16 protein-coding genes are annotated in these 16,427 nt (G+C 65.8%); 12 read left to right on the top strand and 4 right to left on the bottom strand.

Annotation, left to right across the window (positions count from 1 at the left end):
• The first annotated feature begins 14 nt into the window (after positions 1–14).
• The 12 genes from AC1DEK_RS24725 (at position 15) to AC1DEK_RS24670 (ending at position 11,819) form a co-directional block, all read left to right on the top strand.
• Positions 15–527 (top strand): TRAP transporter small permease, encoded by a 513-nt coding sequence (locus AC1DEK_RS24725; protein ID WP_478127949.1) that lies wholly within the window; start codon positions 15–17, stop codon positions 525–527.
• The gene (locus tag AC1DEK_RS24720; protein WP_478127948.1) at positions 524–1,822 is read left to right on the top strand and encodes a TRAP transporter large permease; all 1,299 of its coding nucleotides are present in this window, start codon (positions 524–526) and stop codon (positions 1,820–1,822) included. Before AC1DEK_RS24725 ends, AC1DEK_RS24720 begins: the two co-directional genes overlap by 4 nt.
• Before the next feature lie 36 nt (positions 1,823–1,858).
• Complete coding sequence (gene aroQ, locus AC1DEK_RS24715; RefSeq protein WP_478127947.1) at positions 1,859–2,302, top strand: type II 3-dehydroquinate dehydratase; 444 nt, start codon at positions 1,859–1,861, stop codon at positions 2,300–2,302.
• Positions 2,303–2,399: 97 nt separating this feature from the next.
• Complete coding sequence (locus AC1DEK_RS24710; RefSeq protein WP_478127946.1) at positions 2,400–3,050, top strand: TetR/AcrR family transcriptional regulator; 651 nt, start codon at positions 2,400–2,402, stop codon at positions 3,048–3,050.
• Positions 3,051–3,178: 128 nt separating this feature from the next.
• Positions 3,179–4,258 carry an NAD-dependent epimerase/dehydratase family protein gene (locus tag AC1DEK_RS24705; protein ID WP_478127945.1) on the top strand — a complete coding sequence of 360 codons (1,080 nt, stop codon included), beginning with the start codon at positions 3,179–3,181 and terminating at the stop codon, positions 4,256–4,258.
• Positions 4,245–5,114 (top strand): GNAT family N-acetyltransferase, encoded by an 870-nt coding sequence (locus AC1DEK_RS24700; RefSeq protein WP_478127944.1) that lies wholly within the window; start codon positions 4,245–4,247, stop codon positions 5,112–5,114. Before AC1DEK_RS24705 ends, AC1DEK_RS24700 begins: the two co-directional genes overlap by 14 nt.
• Before the next feature lie 4 nt (positions 5,115–5,118).
• Positions 5,119–6,177: a dihydrodipicolinate synthase family protein gene (locus AC1DEK_RS24695; protein WP_478127943.1), complete on the top strand. Its 1,059-nt coding sequence runs from the start codon at positions 5,119–5,121 to the stop codon at positions 6,175–6,177.
• 22 nt (positions 6,178–6,199) lie between these two features.
• The gene (locus AC1DEK_RS24690) at positions 6,200–6,970 is read left to right on the top strand and encodes an ABC transporter permease (RefSeq protein ID WP_478127942.1); all 771 of its coding nucleotides are present in this window, start codon (positions 6,200–6,202) and stop codon (positions 6,968–6,970) included.
• A 51-nt stretch (positions 6,971–7,021) separates the two neighbouring features.
• On the top strand, positions 7,022–8,047 hold the full coding sequence (locus AC1DEK_RS24685) for an ABC transporter substrate-binding protein (RefSeq protein ID WP_478127941.1): 1,026 nt from the start codon (positions 7,022–7,024) through the stop codon (positions 8,045–8,047).
• A gap of 5 nt (positions 8,048–8,052) precedes the next feature.
• The gene (locus AC1DEK_RS24680; protein WP_478127940.1) at positions 8,053–8,922 is read left to right on the top strand and encodes an ABC transporter ATP-binding protein; all 870 of its coding nucleotides are present in this window, start codon (positions 8,053–8,055) and stop codon (positions 8,920–8,922) included.
• Between the two features lie 57 nt (positions 8,923–8,979).
• On the top strand, positions 8,980–10,401 hold the full coding sequence (locus tag AC1DEK_RS24675; protein ID WP_478127939.1) for an enolase-like domain-containing protein: 1,422 nt from the start codon (positions 8,980–8,982) through the stop codon (positions 10,399–10,401).
• Positions 10,365–11,819 carry an amidase gene (locus AC1DEK_RS24670; protein ID WP_478127938.1) on the top strand — a complete coding sequence of 485 codons (1,455 nt, stop codon included), beginning with the start codon at positions 10,365–10,367 and terminating at the stop codon, positions 11,817–11,819. Before AC1DEK_RS24675 ends, AC1DEK_RS24670 begins: the two co-directional genes overlap by 37 nt.
• Positions 11,820–11,824: 5 nt before the next feature.
• Here AC1DEK_RS24670 and phnY read toward each other — a convergent pair whose 3' ends face one another.
• From phnY to phnE, 4 genes are read right to left on the bottom strand one after another with little or no spacing between them, the layout of a single operon-like run.
• Entirely contained in the window at positions 11,825–13,270 is a 1,446-nt protein-coding gene (gene phnY / locus AC1DEK_RS24665; RefSeq protein ID WP_478127937.1) for a phosphonoacetaldehyde dehydrogenase, read from the bottom strand.
• A complete protein-coding gene (gene psrA, locus AC1DEK_RS24660) occupies positions 13,267–14,364 on the bottom strand; it encodes an iron-containing alcohol dehydrogenase PsrA (RefSeq protein WP_478127936.1) in 1,098 nt (365 codons plus the stop codon). Before psrA ends, phnY begins: the two co-directional genes overlap by 4 nt.
• A gap of 8 nt (positions 14,365–14,372) precedes the next feature.
• On the bottom strand, positions 14,373–15,611 hold the full coding sequence (phnA, locus tag AC1DEK_RS24655) for a phosphonoacetate hydrolase (RefSeq protein WP_478127935.1): 1,239 nt from the start codon (positions 15,609–15,611) through the stop codon (positions 14,373–14,375).
• The gene (gene phnE, locus AC1DEK_RS24650) at positions 15,611–16,426 is read right to left on the bottom strand and encodes a phosphonate ABC transporter, permease protein PhnE (protein WP_478127934.1); all 816 of its coding nucleotides are present in this window, start codon (positions 16,424–16,426) and stop codon (positions 15,611–15,613) included. The genes phnA and phnE overlap by 1 nt, the downstream gene beginning before the upstream one ends.
• Position 16,427: the final 1 nt, after the last annotated feature.

Genomic DNA, 16,427 nt, shown 5'->3' with positions numbered 1-16,427 from the left:
CATCAACTCAAACAATGCTCAATCGACTTCGCACGACGGGTTCGTGGCTGCACAGGCGCGCCAACGATGTTGCGGTGGCGCTCATGGCGCTCATGTTCGTGTCTTTTCTGCTCCAGATCGGATTTCGCTATGTCCTCAACCAGCCGTTGGGGTGGACCGACGAAGTGACCGTTCTCTGCTGGGTGTGGGCCGTGCTCTGGTGCGCGGCTTTCGTTCTTGCGGACCGGGACGAGATCCGGTTCGACATCGTCTATGGGGTGGTCTCTCCGGGTACGCAGCGGGCCTTTACGGCGGTGTCCAGCATCGCCATCGCCGTGCTCTTTGTCATATCGCTCCCTGCCAGCTGGAACTACGTGACCTTCATGAAGCGCGAGCACAGCGCCTACCTGCACATGCGATTCGACATCCTCTATGCCGTCTACGTGATCTTCTCGCTGGCCATCATCTTCAAGCACGTCAGGCTTGCCTGGCGGGCCATCAGGGGCGCGCCGCCTGAAGCCGGCAACATGTCGGACAGCGCGGCATGAGCATGCCCAGCCACTTCACCCTGTGCATCATCGTCCTCGTCATGCTGGCCATCCTCGGCCTGCCGATAGGGCTGTCGATGATCGGCGCCTCGATCTTCTACCTCGTCCTTGCGGGGCTCGATCTCGGCACCGCTGCCGAGCAGATCCTCAACGGGCTCTTCAACAGCTATGTGCTGCTGGCGGTTCCCTTGTTCATTCTCGCGGCCGAGCTCATGAACAGCGGCAGCCTGACGGACAGGCTGCTCAAGTTCTGCCTCCTGCTCGTGGGACGATTTCGAGGTGGCCTCGGCCACGTCAACGTGGTGGCCAACATCATCTTCGCCGGGATGTCCGGCTCGGCCATTGCCGACGCCGTGGGCATCGGCAAGGTCATCATCGGCATGATGACGCGCAATGGCTATCCGGTCGCCTATGCGGGTGCCATTACCGCGTCGGCGGCCGTCATCGGTCCGATCATTCCGCCTTCGATTCCGATGGTGATCTATGCGCTGGTGTCGGACACATCCATCGGCTATCTCTTCCTGGGCGGGGTCGTCCCGGGGCTTCTGCTGGGCCTGGTCTTCATGATCACCAACGCCTTCATTGCCAGGCGCCGCAACTACCCTGTCGAGCCGCCTGTGCCGATGCGCGAGATTCCGCGCATCACCCTTGACGCGTTGCCTGCATTGATGTTGCCCGTGGTGCTGCTGTTCGGCATCTACGGCGGCGTCATGACGCCGACCGAAGGCGCCGCGGCCGCGGCTGCCTACGCACTACTCGCATCCGCGATCATCTATCGCTCGATGACATGGCGGCAGCTGTACAACGTGTTGCTCGGGAGCGCCCGGTCGACCACCTCGGTCGGCATGCTGATTGCCGGGGCCTTGGTCTTCAACTACGTGGTCACGATCGAGCAAGTTCCACTGTCGGTGCAGCAGTTCATCAGCGCCTTCCACCTGACGCCGCTCGTCTATCTGCTGCTGGTGAATGCGATCCTGTTGGCGCTGGGCTGCCTGCTCGAGGGTTCCACCATCCTGCTTATCATCGTGCCGATATTGATTCCGGCGGCGAAGGCACTCGGTATCGATCCTGTGCACTTCGGCGTGGTCGTGGTGGTCAACATCATGCTCGGCCTGCTGACCCCGCCGTTCGGCTTGCTGTTATTTGTCGTGGCCAACATGACCAAGCAGCCGCTGATGGTCGTGGTGCGTGAGGCTGCGCCCTTCATCGGCATGGCCATCGTCGTGCTGGCGATCCTCACGCTCGTCCCCGAAACGGTACTGTGGCTCCCGCGCCTGATGGGCTACAAGGGGTAGGCCTGTCTCCCTGTCTGCGTCGAAAGCGTACTCACCATGACGAAATCGCTCTTCATCCTGAATGGTCCGAATCTCAACCGTCTCGGCAAGCGCGAGCCCGCGATCTATGGCAAGACCACGCTCGCGGAGATCGAAGCCATGTGCCGCGACGAAGCCGGGGCGGTCCCGGTGGTGTTCCAGCAGTCCAACAGCGAGACGCAGTTGATCGACTGGATTCACGAAGCCATCGACACGGCCAGCGGAATCATCATCAACCCGGCGGCCTATTCGTTCACTTCGATGGCCATCATGGACGCGCTCAAGATGTTTCCGGGTCCGATCATCGAGGTCCATCTGTCCAACATCCATCGCCGCGAAGAGATGTACCACCACTCCTACATGTCCGCAGTGGCAACGGCCGTGATCGCCGGCCTCGGCCCCGGTGGATATCGCGCTGCCATCAAGGCGATATTGGAGATGCTCGACGGAGCGACGACCTGATCGGCAGGTCAGCCGGTTTTTGGACCGGCGGCGCAATGGCGCTCCTTGTTGGCCGGCGCGCGGATAATCCGCGCACTTCGATCCGACCTGACAGCCGATGCCCCCTCGCCGCGCCGCTCCCACATCCGTCCAGGCCGAAGGCGATTCGAGCGCGGCGCGCACGGCCATCCTCGTGGCGGCACGCAGCGAGTTCGCCGCCAAGGGGCTCGCCGGCGCCCGCGTGAATGAGATTGCGGCGCGCGCGGGCGTCAACAAGCAGCTCATCTACTACTACTTCGGAAGCAAGGAAGACCTCTATCGAACGGCACTGGAAGTGGTCTACACCGAGATCCGTTCGCTCGAACGCGAGCTGAATCTCGGCGATATGAAGCCGGCCGAGGCGATGGCGGCACTGATCGGCTTTTCGTTCGATTACCTGGCGCGGCATCCCGATTTCATCGGCCTGTTGAACCACGAGAACGCCCACGGCGCGCGGCACGTGCGCGACTCGCGCGCGATTCGCGAGACCAACTCGCCGCTGATCGCCTTGATCGCCCAGACGCTCAAGCGCGGTATCGCCGCCAAGGTGTTCCGGCGCGGCGTGGACCCGGTCGAGCTCTACATCTCCGTCGCGGGCATGTCGTACTTCTACTTCTCGAACCGGCTCACGCTGTCGTCCATCTTCGCGCGCGACCTCGGCGACGCAAAGGCCGTGGACGGATATCGGCGCCACGTGGTGTCGTTCGCCATGGCCGGTCTGCGCGCCTAGCGAACGCATTCGGCGCGAGGCGATCGACTCGTCGACTCATCGTCTTCCCTGAGATTTCAACCAAACGGTTGACACGACCTCGCGCGCCTCCTAAGCTGCAACGCGTTTGAAGTCCGAGGTCGTATCCCATGCAGACATCGTCATTGCCAAGCCCATCCGGCAGCACCGCTTCGCTGCTCGATCCCACCGCCCTGCCAGAGCGTTTCGAATCTGTCGACGCGCTCGACGAGTTCCTGGCGCGACCGAGCCAGGCGCTGGTCGACGACCTTGCGCAGGTCGAGGGCGACCTGATGATCCTCGGCGTGGCCGGCAAGATGGGCCCCACGCTCGCGCGCCTCGCGAAGAATGCCGCGCCGCACAAGCGCGTGATCGGCGTCGCGCGCTTCAGCGACCCGGCCGTGCGCGGTCGCCTCGAAGGCTGGGGCATCGAGACGATCGCCTGCGACCTGCTCGACCGTTCGGCCATCGAAGCCTTGCCGCGCGTGTCGAACATCGTCTTCGCTGCCGGTCACAAGTTCGGGTCCAAGGACAACCAGTCACTCACCTGGGCCATGAACACGCACGTGCCGGCCCTGGTGGCCGACACCTTCCGCGAAGCCCGCATCGTGAGCTTCTCGACCGGCAACATCTATCCGCTGACACCGCTGGGACAGCAAGGCGCGAGCGAGCGCACTGCGCCCGCACCACTGGGCGACTACGCCCAGTCCTGCGTGGGCCGCGAGCGCATGTTCGAGTACTTCAGCACCCGGCACGGCACGCCGGGGCGCATCTTCAGGCTCAACTACGCGATCGACATGCGCTATGGCGTGCTGTTCGACATTGCATCGAAGGTGCATCGCCGCGTGCCGGTCGACGTCAGCATGGGCCATGTGAACGTCATCTGGCAGGGCGACGCCAATGCGCAGGTGCTGCGCCTGCTGCGCCACTGCACGGTGCCGCCCTCCCCCATCAACTGCACGGGCCCCGAGACGATTTCCGTGCGATGGCTCGCGAACGAGTTCGCGGCAAGGCTCGGCGTCGACGTGCACATCACCGGGCAGGAGGCTCCGACGGCGCTTCTTTCCGACACCACCGAAGCCAGTCGGCTGTTCGGCTATCCGCTCGTGCCGCTCGGCGCCATGCTCGATTGGGTGGCCGACTGGGTGCGCAACGAGCGCGAGAGCTTCAACAAGCCGACCAAGTTCGAGGTGCGGGATGGCACCTTCTGAGTCGCTGACGCAAGTCAGGCTCGACTCGGCCGACGTTCTGGCGGGCATGGCCCTGTCGGATGCGTCCGGCTGGAACCAGACCGCGGACGACTGGCAGCTGTTCGTTCAGCACGGCGAGGCACTCGGATGGCGCACGGCCGACAGCCAGCTCGTCGCGACGGCCGCCGCTCTGGGCTATGGGCGGCTGGGCTGGATCTCGATGGTGCTGGTCGCAAAGGAATGGCGACATGGCGGTCTCGCCACGCACCTGCTCGGGGCTTGCATCGACCACTTGCAGCGCGAAGGCATCACTCCGGTGCTCGACGCGACGCCAGCGGGCGAGCCGGTCTACCGGCGGCTCGGTTTCCAGTCGGGCTTCGACATCGAGCGATGGGAGGGCGAGGTCGTGGCCCTGCCCAGTGCGCGCCACGATGAGCGCGTTCGCCCGGCCGATGCCGGTGACGTCGACACCATCATCGCACTCGATACAGCCGCCTCGGGCTTGGAACGCCGTACGGTGCTTGGCAACTTCCTGCAACGCAACGGCACCCGCGCGTGGATGTTGCTCGATGACGCCCGCGGAGCAATTGGATTCGTGATCGCCCGCCGCGGCCGCAGCGCCTTCCAGATCGGCCCCCTGGTCGCGCAGACGATGGACCAGGCCGCGGCCTTGCTCGACGCTGCCTTCGCACATTGCAATGGCCGCGTTTTCCTCGACCTCCCCTCACGCTGGACGACGTTGGCCGATGACCTGCGCGAACGCGGCCTGCGCGTCCAGCGCCCCTTCGTGCGTATGGCGCTTGCTGCAGCGCTGCCGGACGGCATCGCGTGTGTCGATGACCGATCGTTCGTGATCGCAGGCCCCGAGTTCGGATAGATCCATGAAGCCATTCACCCCCGACATCCGCCAGTTGCTCCAACGCGGACTGGCAATCCCGGCGCATCCATTGGCACTCGACGCTCGCCGCGCACTCGATGCGCGCCGCCAGCGTGCGCTGACGCGCTATTACCTCGACGCCGGTGCGGGCGGGCTCGCGGTGGGCGTGCACACGACGCAGTTCGCCATCCGTGAGGTTGGCCTCTACGAAGAGGTGCTTCGGCTCGCTGCCGAAACGGCGCGCGCCTGGATCGAACCCGATCGCGAACTCGCGATGGTGGCCGGCGTTTGCGGACGTACCGCCCAGGCATCGCGTGAAGCCCGGCTCGCGCGAGACCTTGGCTACCAGGCCGGCCTGCTGAGCCTCGCGGCGCTCAAGGGCGATAGCGAAGACGCGCTGATCGAACATTGCGAAGCCGTCGCCGAGCAGATCCCGCTGATCGGCTTCTATCTGCAGCCGGCTGTCGGCGGCATGGACCTGAGCGCCGCTTTCTGGGCGCGCTTCGCGGCGATCGAGAACGTGGTCGCCATCAAGGTCGCGCCCTTCAACCGCTACCGCACGCTCGACGTGGTCCGGGGCGTCGTCGATGCCCGCGCCGAGTCGCGCGTCACGCTCTACACGGGCAACGACGATCACATCGTGCTTGATCTCGTGACGCCTTTTACCGTGATGCGCGACGGGGCGCCGGTGACGGTGCGCTTCCGCGGCGGGCTGCTCGGACACTGGTCCGTGTGGACCTCCGGCGCCGTGAAGCTGCTGGCCGAATGCCAAGCGGCCGTCGACCAGGGACGTCCCGTGGATGCACGAATGCTCGCGCTCGACAGCCGCGTCACCGACTGCAACAGCGCCTTCTTCGACGTCGCGCACAACTTCCACGGCTGCATCGCCGGTTGCCACGAGGTGCTGCGCCGGCAAGGCCTGCTCGAAGGCATCTGGTGCCTCGATCCGAACGAGGGACTGAGCCCCGGGCAGCGGGAGGAGATCGACCGGGTGCTGGCGATGCACGCCGATCTGGCCGACGACGAGTTCATCGCGGCCCATCTGGACCGATGGCTGGCCTGAAAGATGCACGAGTCCCCCTGACATGAACCGATTCGGCAAGACCCTCCTGCACTACCTGCCCGCTTTCGGGCTGTTCGCGGCCTTCATCGTGCTCTGGCAATTGGCGGTGTCGGTGTTCGGCATTCGCGAATACCTGCTGCCGAGCCCGCTCGCGGTGCTCCAGGCGATGACCAGCGGCGACATCCCCTGGCTCAGCCACACGTGGATCACCGCGATCGAGATCCTCGGTGCCTTCCTGCTGGCGGGCCTCTCCGGCGTGCTGCTCGGAATGGCGATCGCATGGTCGGCCGGCATCTCGCGCGCGCTCACGCCCTTCCTGGTCTTCGTGAACACACTGCCCAAGGTGGCCATCGCGCCCCTGTTCCTGATGTGGCTCGGCTACGGCATCTTGCCGAACATGCTCATCGGCGCGCTCATCGGCTTCTTTCCGGTGGTCATCAACACGGCCGTCGGCCTCACGCAGATCGACCAGGACCTCGTGGACCTGGGCCGCGTCTTCAGCGCGCCCAAGTGGAAGGTGTTCCTCAAGATCCGCATCCCCAATGCCTACCCCTACATCCTGAGCGCTCTCAAGGTGACCGCGACTTCGGCGGTCGTCGGCGCGATCGTGGGCGAGTTCGTCGCTTCGCAGCGCGGGCTGGGCTACGTGATCATCACCACGCAGAGCAGCATGAACACGCCGGCCGCGTTCGCCGCGCTGGTGTGGATCTCGATCCTCGGCCTGCTCCTCTACGGCCTCGTCGCAGTGCTGTCCCGCCTGCTCGCGCCCTGGGCCGAGGACAAGCCCGCCTGATCCATGCCTGCCCGTCTTTCATCATCGTCACGACATCGAAAGGAAGCCACCATGACCTCCCGGATCGCCGTTCCCCTCGTCGCCGCCTGTGCGGCGCTCGTCACCCTGCTGGCAGCGCCCGCCTTTGCGCAGACGCAGCCGCTCGAGAAGTTCACCTTCGCGCTCAACTGGTTCGCCGTGGGCGATCACGCGGCCTACTGGGTGGCGCTCGACAAGGGCTACTACGCGCAGCGCGGTCTCGATGTGAAGATCGAAGCGTCCAAGGGTTCGGGCGATTCGATCGCCAAGGTCGACACCGGCCGCGCCGATGCCGGCCTTGCCGACGCCGTGCCGATCATCTCGGCGGTGTCGCGAGGTGCCAAGGTGAAGATCGTCGGCATGGTGTTCGACAAGACGCCGATGACCTTCTTCAGCCGCATCGACACGCCGCTGCTCAAGCCCGCCGATCTGGAAGGCAAGACCCTCGGCGCTCCGGCCGGCGACAGCCAGCGCCTTGCCTTCCCGGCTTTCGCGCGGCTCAACAAGATCGATCCGAGCAAGGTCAGCTGGGTGAATATCGAGCCGACCGCCAAGCAGGCGGCGATCGCGGAAAAGCGCGTGGATGGCGTGGCCGACTACACCACCGGTCTGCCCTTCTACGACAAGGCGATGGGCGGGCCGGGCAAGGTCGCACGCCTGGCCTGGTCGGACTACGGCTTCGATCTCTACGCAATGGCGATCATGGCGGGCGAGAAGACGATGGCCGACAAGCCCAAGCAGCTCAAGGCCTTTCTCGAAGCGTCGTACATGGGCTGGCGCGACGTGATGGCGAACCCCAAGGAAGCGCTCGAGATCTACAAGAAGCGGGTGCCTGAAATCGACCCCGGCATCATCGAGGCGAACATGCTCCTCGGCTTCGAGCTGATGCGCACGCGAACCTATGCGGACTCGGGCATCGGCTTCATCGACGAGAAGAAGATGTGCGGCTCGACCGACATCGTCAACACCTACATGGGCCTGCCGAAGAAGGTCGACTGCAAGGCGGTCTACACCACCGATTACTTCACCAAGGTGGCCATGCCGCTGTCCGTGAAGTGAGGCACATGGCCGAAGCAGCCGAAGGCATGGCCGCCGCGAACCTCGCCCATGCGCCCGCAACCCGGCCCCTCATCGAGGTCGATCGTGCGGGCATGGTCTACCCCGCGGAGAGCGGCCCGGTGGAAGCCCTGCGCGACATCTCGCTCACCATCCACGAGGGTGAGTTCGTCGCACTCGTGGGGCCGAGTGGCTGCGGCAAATCGACGCTGATGCGGGCGATTGCGGGGCTGCGGCCTCTCACGAGCGGCGCGATCCGCGTCGACGGCACCGTCGTCGAGCGGCCGATCCCGAAGGTCGGCATGGTGTTTCAGGCTGCGCTGCTGCTCAAGTGGCGCTCGGTGCTCGACAACGTGCTGTTGCCCGCCGAACTCTCGGGGCTCGATACCGGCAAGTACCGCGACCGGGCGCATCAGCTGCTCAAGCTCGTGGGGCTGGGCGACTTCGCTGCCAAGCGGCCGGGCGAGCTTTCCGGTGGCATGCAGCAACGCGCCTCGCTATGCCGTGCGCTGATCCTCGATCCGCCGATCCTGCTGATGGACGAGCCCTTCGGCGCGCTGGATGCGATGACGCGCGACGACATGAACCTCGAACTCCTGCGCATCTGGGGCGAGGACCAGGCCGCGCACCACGGCAAGCGCAAGACGATCGTGTTCGTGACGCATTCGATTCCCGAAGCGGTGTTCCTCGCGGATCGCGTCGTCGTCATGTCGCCGCGTCCCGGGCGCGTCGCCAACGTGCATGCCGTACCGATCGCGCGTCCCCGCACCGCCGAGTCGCGTGCTTCCAGCGAGATGGGACGGCTCTCGTTCGAGATCTACACGGAGCTGTCGGGCAGCGCCGGACGCGGCGATACGCGCGCCGGCCCGCACTGGTAGCGCGCGGTGAACGCGATGCACCCTGCCGCGCCCCGGCTCCGCGTTGTGGCGGTCGACATGTTCGAATCGCCATACCGGCTGCGCATGCCGTTCCGCTTCGGCGTCATCACCGTGACCGAAGGCCGGCAGGCCATCGTGCGTGTGCGCGTGCGCCACGCCGATGGCCGCGAGGGCGCGGGCTACGCCGCCGAGGCCCTGTCTGCGAAGTGGTTCGACAAGGACCCGCGCCTGTCGGACAGCGACAACCAGCACCAGTTGTGCCGGGCACTCGAACTCGCGCGCGACGCGTACCTTGCGGCCGGGCCTTCGACGGCGTTCGGTCTGTTCGCGCATCACTACCGTCCGCTACTCGACGCTGGCGCTTCGCAAGCACTGCCGGCTCTGGTCACCAGCTACGGCCCCGCGCTGCTCGACCGAGCGGTGCTCGATGCGCTCTGCCGCATCGAAGGCCTGAGTTTCTGGCGCGCAATGCAGGTCAACCTGCCGGGCATGGAAACGCAAGCGGTCGCGCCCGATCTTGGCGACTTCGCGCTGCCGTCGTTCCTTCGCGAACTGCAGCCGGCGACCTCGCTGCATGTGCGACACACGGTGGGCCTGCTCGATCCGATCGTCGCGGCCGACCAGCTCCCCGGCAGCCGCGTCGACGATGGCTTGCCCGAGACGCTGCAAGAAGTGGTCGCGCGGCATCGCCATCGCTATTTCAAGCTCAAGGTGTCCGGCCAGCTCGACGCCGACCTCGATCGGCTTCGACGCATCGCATCGGTGCTCGACACGGTGCCCGGCGAACTGCAGGTCACGCTCGACGGCAACGAGCAGTACCCCGATGCCGATGCGGCCGCAGAGCTATGGCGGACCATGGCGAGCGAGCCGACGCTCGAGCGACTGTGTGCCGCGACGCTCTTCATCGAGCAGCCCATCGCACGTCAGGCCGCGCTGTCGGCGCCAGTGGCCCCGCTGGCGCGCTACAAGCCAGTCCTCATTGACGAATCGGACGGCGACCTCGACGCCTTTCCGCGGGCGCGCGAGCTCGGCTATCAGGGCGTATCGACCAAGGCCTGCAAGGGCTTCTACAAGTCGGTGCTCAACCTCGCTCGCTGCCGCGCCTGGAACGCGGCGAACGGCGAACGCTACTTCATGTCGGCTGAAGACCTGACCACGCAGCCTGGCGTGTCGCTCCAGCAGGACCTGGCGCTCGTGAGCCTGCTCGGAATCGCGCATGTGGAGCGCAACGCGCATCACTTTCTCGATGGCTTTGCGGGCCGGCCACCGGCCGAGGCGGCGGCGTTCCTGCGGGCGCACCCGGACCTCTATCACCTTGAGCACGGCCGCGTACGTTTGCGCATTCATGAGGGCCAGGTGTCGATCGGATCGCTCGCATGGACCGGATTCGCAACGGCCGCCGACATGGACCTTTCCGCCACCGAAACGATGCCGAGCGCGCAATGGCCGCCGCCAGCCGCGAACCTGCCCCCGCCATGATCGACTACGAATCCCACGACGGACTCTCGCTCGCCGCGCTCGTGCGGCGGGGCGACATCAGTGCCCAGGACCTGCTCGATGCGGCCCTCGCGCGCATCGACGCGCGCAACCCGGCGCTCAACGCCATCGTGACGCCGCTGTACGACGCGGCGCGCACTGCCATCACGGCGGGATTGCCGGACGGCCCCTTCCGCGGCGTGCCGATGCTCGTCAAGGAACTCGTTGCCTCGGTCGCGGGCACGGCGACCAGCGCGAGCTCGCGGCTCTATGCGAAGAACATCGCGACGACCGACAGCGAGATCGTGGCGCGCATGCGACGCGCGGGAATGGTCATCCTCGGCAAGACCAATTCGCCCGAATTCGGCCTTTCGCCGATGACGGAATCGCAACTCTATGGCGTGACGCGCAACCCCTGGCGGCTGGACCTGTCGCCCGGGGGCTCCAGTGGCGGTTCGGCCGCGGCGGTGGCAGCCGGCATGGTGCCGATCGCGCACGCGACCGATGGCGGTGGTTCGATCCGCATTCCGGCGTCGTGCTGCGGGCTGTTCGGCCTCAAGCCCACGCGCGCGCGCATCACGGCCGGACCGGAGGGCGGCGAAGGGCTCAACGGGTTGGCCCACCAGCACGTGGTGAGCCGTAGCGTGCGCGACAGCGCCGCGATGCTCGATGCGCTCGCGGGGCCAATGGCGGGTGACCCCTACGCGGCGGCGCCGCCGCCTCGCCGTTTTCTCGACAGCGCCAGCCAACCCCCGGGCAGGCTGCGCATCGCGTTCGCAGTACGGGCTCCCACGGGAGTGCCCGTCGACGCCGAATGCGTAGCAGCGGTGCAGGACGCGGCGAAGCTGTGCGAATCGCTCGGCCATCACGTCGAGGAAGCCTCGCCCGACTACGACGCCGAGGCCGTCGAGAACGGTTTTCGAATGGTGTTCGCCGTCAACACGATGGCCAATATCGCCCGAGCCACCGGCGGCTCGATGCCGCCGCCAGGTTCCGTCGAGCCCCTCACCGCGGCACTCGCCGAAGAAGGCCGACGCTTCAGCGCGAGCGAGTACGTGCTCAACCTGCAGATGCTGCATCGGCAGTCGCGGCGCATCGCCGGCTTTCACGATCGCTTCGATGTCTGGCTCACACCCACACTGGCGCAAACGCCGCGGCCGATCGGCTGGTTCGATACCGCATCCGGCGACGTGGCCGCGTGGATGGCAAGGATGGTCGCCTACCTTCCCTTCACCTATCCGTTCAACGTGACGGGGCAGCCCGCGGCTTCAGTCCCGCTGTACTGGACGCACGACCAGATACCGATTGGATGCCAGATCGCGGGGCGCTATGGCGACGAGGGTCTGCTGTTCAGCCTGGCCGCGCAACTCGAAGAGGCGCGGCCCTGGGTGCATCGACGACCGGCAATGGCACACGTGTGAGTGCGTCACCAAGGCATCGTGAAGGTCTTGCCGTTGCAGAACGACTTCATCGCCTCCTGCACTCCTTCCTTGTAGCCCAGGCCAGAGTCCTTGATGCCGCCGAAGGGCGTCAGCTCGATTCGGTAGCCGGGCACTTCCCAGAGGTTGACGGTGCCCACTTTCAGCTCCCTGGCGAAGCGAGTGGCGTCCTCGAACCGATGCGTGCAGATGCCGGACGAAAGTCCGTAGGCGGTGCCGTTCGAGATCGCGATCGCTTCGTCGATGCTGCCAAAGGTGATGATGGGCGACACCGGCCCGAAGGTCTCTTCCCGCACCAATGTCATCTCCGGCCGCACCCGGTCGAGCACCGTGGGTGAATAGAGGGCGCCCTCGCGCTTGTTGCCCACGAGCAGTCGAGCGCCTTGCGACACTGCCTCGTTCACGAGTTGCTCGAAGCGCTGCGCTGCAGGCTCGTCGATCACGGTTCCCATGTCGTTGTCCCGATCCATGGGGTCGCCGTACCTCCAGGCCCGCGACTTCTCGACGACGAGGTCGGTGAAGGCGGCGGCGACTTTCTCGTGCACCAGCATGCGCTTGACGGCGGTGCAGCGCTGACCCGAGTTCTTGTACGAGCCCTGCACAGCGAGATCGCTCGCCCTGTCCAGATCGGCGTCGTCCATGACAATCAAAGGATCGTTGCCGCCGAGTTCGAGCACGATGCGCCGGTAGCCGGCCTTGGCGGCAATGTATTTGCCGATGGGAACGCCGCCGGTGAAGGTGACAAGGTCCACGTGCCGATGAGTGAGAAGCTCGTCGGCGATCTCCCGCGGATCGCCCGTCACCACCTGCAGCATCTCGGGGGGCAGCCCCGCCTCGTAGAGCAGGTCGGCGAAGTAGTAGGCCGACAGCGGCACCTTCTCCGATGGCTTGAGCACCATGCGGTTGTTGGTGGCCACGGCGGGCACCACCTTGTGCGCGACCTGGTTCATCGGATGGTTGAAAGGTGTGATGGCGGTGATCACGCCCAGCAGCGGCTCGCGTGTGGTGATCACCTTGCGCTTCTTGCCGTGGGGCGTGAGGTCGCACGAGAACACCTGCCCATCGTCGCGCAACGCCTCATTGGCGCCGAAGTTCAGCACGTCGGCCACACGGCCGATCTCGTAGATGCTGTCTTTCTTCGACAGGCCCGATTCAGCCGTGATGAGATCGGACGCCTGCTCGGTTCGTTCGCGCAAGAGCGAAGCGGCGCGATTGAGGATTGCGGACCGCTCGTAGCGCGTGAGAGTGGGCACATAGGCATGCGCGATGTCGAACGCGCGGCGCACGTCCTCCAGGCTTGCCATCGGCGCACTGCCTACGCGTTCGCCGTTGAACGGGTTGCGCACGTCGATCGCTCGGCTGGTGCGTACCCTTTCACCACCGATGCGCAGCGCCTCGGCGCGAAACTCGATGCTTTCCAGGACGGCGTTCATGCTGTCTCCTCCATGGCTGTGCCGATGAAATTCTTGCCTCGCGCACCATTCAGTGCGAAGGCGACCATTTGCTCGGCCTGCTCGTCCGTCACGCCGTAATCGGCAAAGCGGGTCTTCACGCCCAGCCGCTCGATGAATGTCGCCAGACGTTGCGGTGCATCGTCGAGAGGGCCCAGGGCCCGCTGGAGCACGGCATCGCGTCCGGCATGGCGCCCGATGGCGCGCTCCAGCACCATCGGCAGCGGGAACGAACAGGCAATGCCGTGCGGAACGCCGTAGCGCAACGTCATCTCGTAGGAGATCGAATGCGCCAGAGCCGTGCGTGTGTTGGAGAACGCCATGCCGGCCTTGAGCGCGGCCAGCGCCATGCGTCCGCGCAGCTCGACGTCATCCAGCCTCTCCATCAGCCGCGGCAAGGCATCGAAGACGTCATGCACGGCCGCCACGGCAAAGGTGTCCGAAAGCGGATTCGCATTCACGTTCCAGATCGATTCCAGTGCATGCGAGAGCGCATCCAGCCCGCTTTGCAACGTCACCGACGCCGGCAGGGACAGCATCAGCGCAGGGTCGATCAGCGCGATGCTGGGCCAGGTCTCGGGCAGATGCAACGAGTACTTCTTGCCGGCTCCGCGGTCCCACACCGTGGCCCATGGAGTGACTTCGCTGCCGGTGCCGGCGGTCGTGGGCACGGCAATCAGCGTCTTCACGTGCGCGGGGGTGACGCTCTTGCCTGCCGCGAGCGCCGCGACCAGTTCGTCGAAGCGATGACTGGCCGTGCCGACCATGAGCGCTTTGGCGGTGTCGATCGCGCTGCCGCCGCCCACGGCAACCAGCACTTCCGCACTATCAGGGTCGCGCCAGAAGGCGTCATAGAGCGGGCGCAACTCGGCGACGTCGGGGTTGGGCTGCACGTTGTCGATCACGCCGGCGAGCGCCGTTCCGAGCAGCTGTTCAAGACGTGCTACCAGCCCGAGCTGGCGCGCTTCCGGAAAGGTCACGACGACGGCCTTGCGGCCCTCCAGCAGCTTCGGCAGGGACGACAGGGCCCCTACCCCGTACACGCTGCGCACGGGATTGAAGTATTCGTTGGACATGGAAAGGTTCAGCTCAAGTCGGTGGTGTGATTCAGGGCCAGATCGAACACATCGAAGTTGCGAAGACGACGATGCGATGCCACGCCCCGAACGGGCCGGTTGAACAGCAAGGGAACCTTCTGCTCGGAGATGCCGCCATGGGAACGCAAGGGCACCGTCAGGCCGCTCAGGTCGTGCTTGGCGGCGCTCGTGCCGAGCACCGTGAGGTGATCGCCGATGACGACCAGGTCGCCGATGCGGTCCGCCGCCAGCTCGAAGCGGCTGACCGCCTCTTCCCGCGTCACCACCAGTTCGACGCCAGGGAGCGCCGCCAAGAGATCCTGCACGCCTTCGCGCGCGTTGCTGTTGACGTACACCGTCGCAAACGAACCCAGGGCGCCGTGGTGGACGACGTAGGGGTCCGTGATGGGCAGGATCACGCGGGTGGTGCCATTGCCGAGCTGCGCGTCCAGTTCCTGCTGGAGGTAGAGCACGCGAGGATTGCCCGCGGCGTCCGTCTTGGGGCTCATGCCATGGTCGGCCGTGAGGCCGATGACGGCGCCCAGGGCATCGAGCCTTGCGAGGTAGCCGTCCATCATGGCGTAGAAGGCATTTGCTTCGGGCGTGCCCGGGGCGCACTTGTGCTGCACATAGTCGGTGGTCGACAGATACATCAGGTCCGGGCGCCGGGTCTCCAGCAGCCGCACGCCCGCCGCAAAGACGAACTCGCTGAGATCAGCGCTGTAGACCGACGGAACGGGCCTGCCCACCAGGTCGAGCACCTTGTCGATGCCGCACTCGGCCATGGTGGCCTGGTCCGCCTTCTCCGCCGAAAAGCAGATGCCCTTCAGGCCGTGGCCCAGCAAGGTGCGCAGCTTGTCCTTCGCCGTCACTGCCGCCACCAGTGCACCCGCTTTGCCGAAGGCCGCCAGCAGCGTGGGGGCGCGCAGGTAGGTGGGGTCGTTCATCATGACTTCGCGGTCCGCTTCGACGTCATAGAAGTAATTGCCGCAGATGCCATGGACCGACGGAGGCACGCCCGTCACGATCGACACGTTGTTCGGGTTGGTGAAGCTCGGCACCACGCAATCGCCGATCAGCGAACTCCCCTGCGCCAGCATGCGCTGCAGGTAAGGCGCAGAGCCAGCCTGGATGGCCTGGGTGATGTAGTCGGGCTCGCAGCCATCGACACAGACCACCACCACCGGCGCGCTCGGCTTGGCGTAATGCCGCCCGTTGACCTGAATTGCTTCCGCTTGCGAGTTCATCAGTGGGTTCCTTTCTGGATCCAGGCGCGCAGACGCGTGGAGACGTAGTCCGCGACCATCACCATGGCGATGATCACGATGATGCAAGTGGCCGTGTCCCGGTACTGAAACAGCTTCATGCTGCCCACGAGCTCGAAACCGATGCCGCCCGCGCCGACCATGCCCAGGACGGTCGCCTGGCGAAGGTTGGTTTCGAATCGGTAGAGGATCACTGCGATCCAGGCCGTGACGACTTGTGGCAGCACGCCAAAGACGATGGTCTGGATCGGCCCCGCGCCCGTCGAGCGCAGTGCCTCGATGGGCCCCTGATCGATTTCCTCGATGGATTCGGCAAAGAACTTGCCCAGCATGCCCGCGCCGTGAACGGCCAAGGCCAACACGCCCGGGAACGGACCCAGCCCGACCGCGGCCACGAACACGAGCGCCAGGATGATCTCGTTGACGCCGCGCGTGACGTTGAACACCTGCCGCGTGATCTGGTAGACCACCGCGTTCGGCGTGAGATTGCGCGCCGCGAAGAAGCACACCGGCACTGCCAGGATCACGGCCAGCAGCGTTCCCCAGAGTGCAATCTGCACCGTTTCGATGGCGGGGGTGATCAGCTTTTCGACGAACGCCCAGTTGGGCGGCAGCATGCGCGAGAGGAAGTCACCGATCCAGGGCAAGCCCTTGGCCAGTTCGCCGAAGCTGACCTGCGCGCCCAGGGCCGCCCACCAGAGCACGGCCATCATGGCCACGCCGGTTGTGATGCGAGGCGCCCAGCCGAGACTGCCGCCAGGCCGCGACACGAGGAAGGTGTAGGAACCGACATGCATG

This window comes from Variovorax sp. 10N420 (genome assembly GCF_056394705.1).
This window is presented reverse-complemented; position numbering and strand designations above follow the sequence as displayed.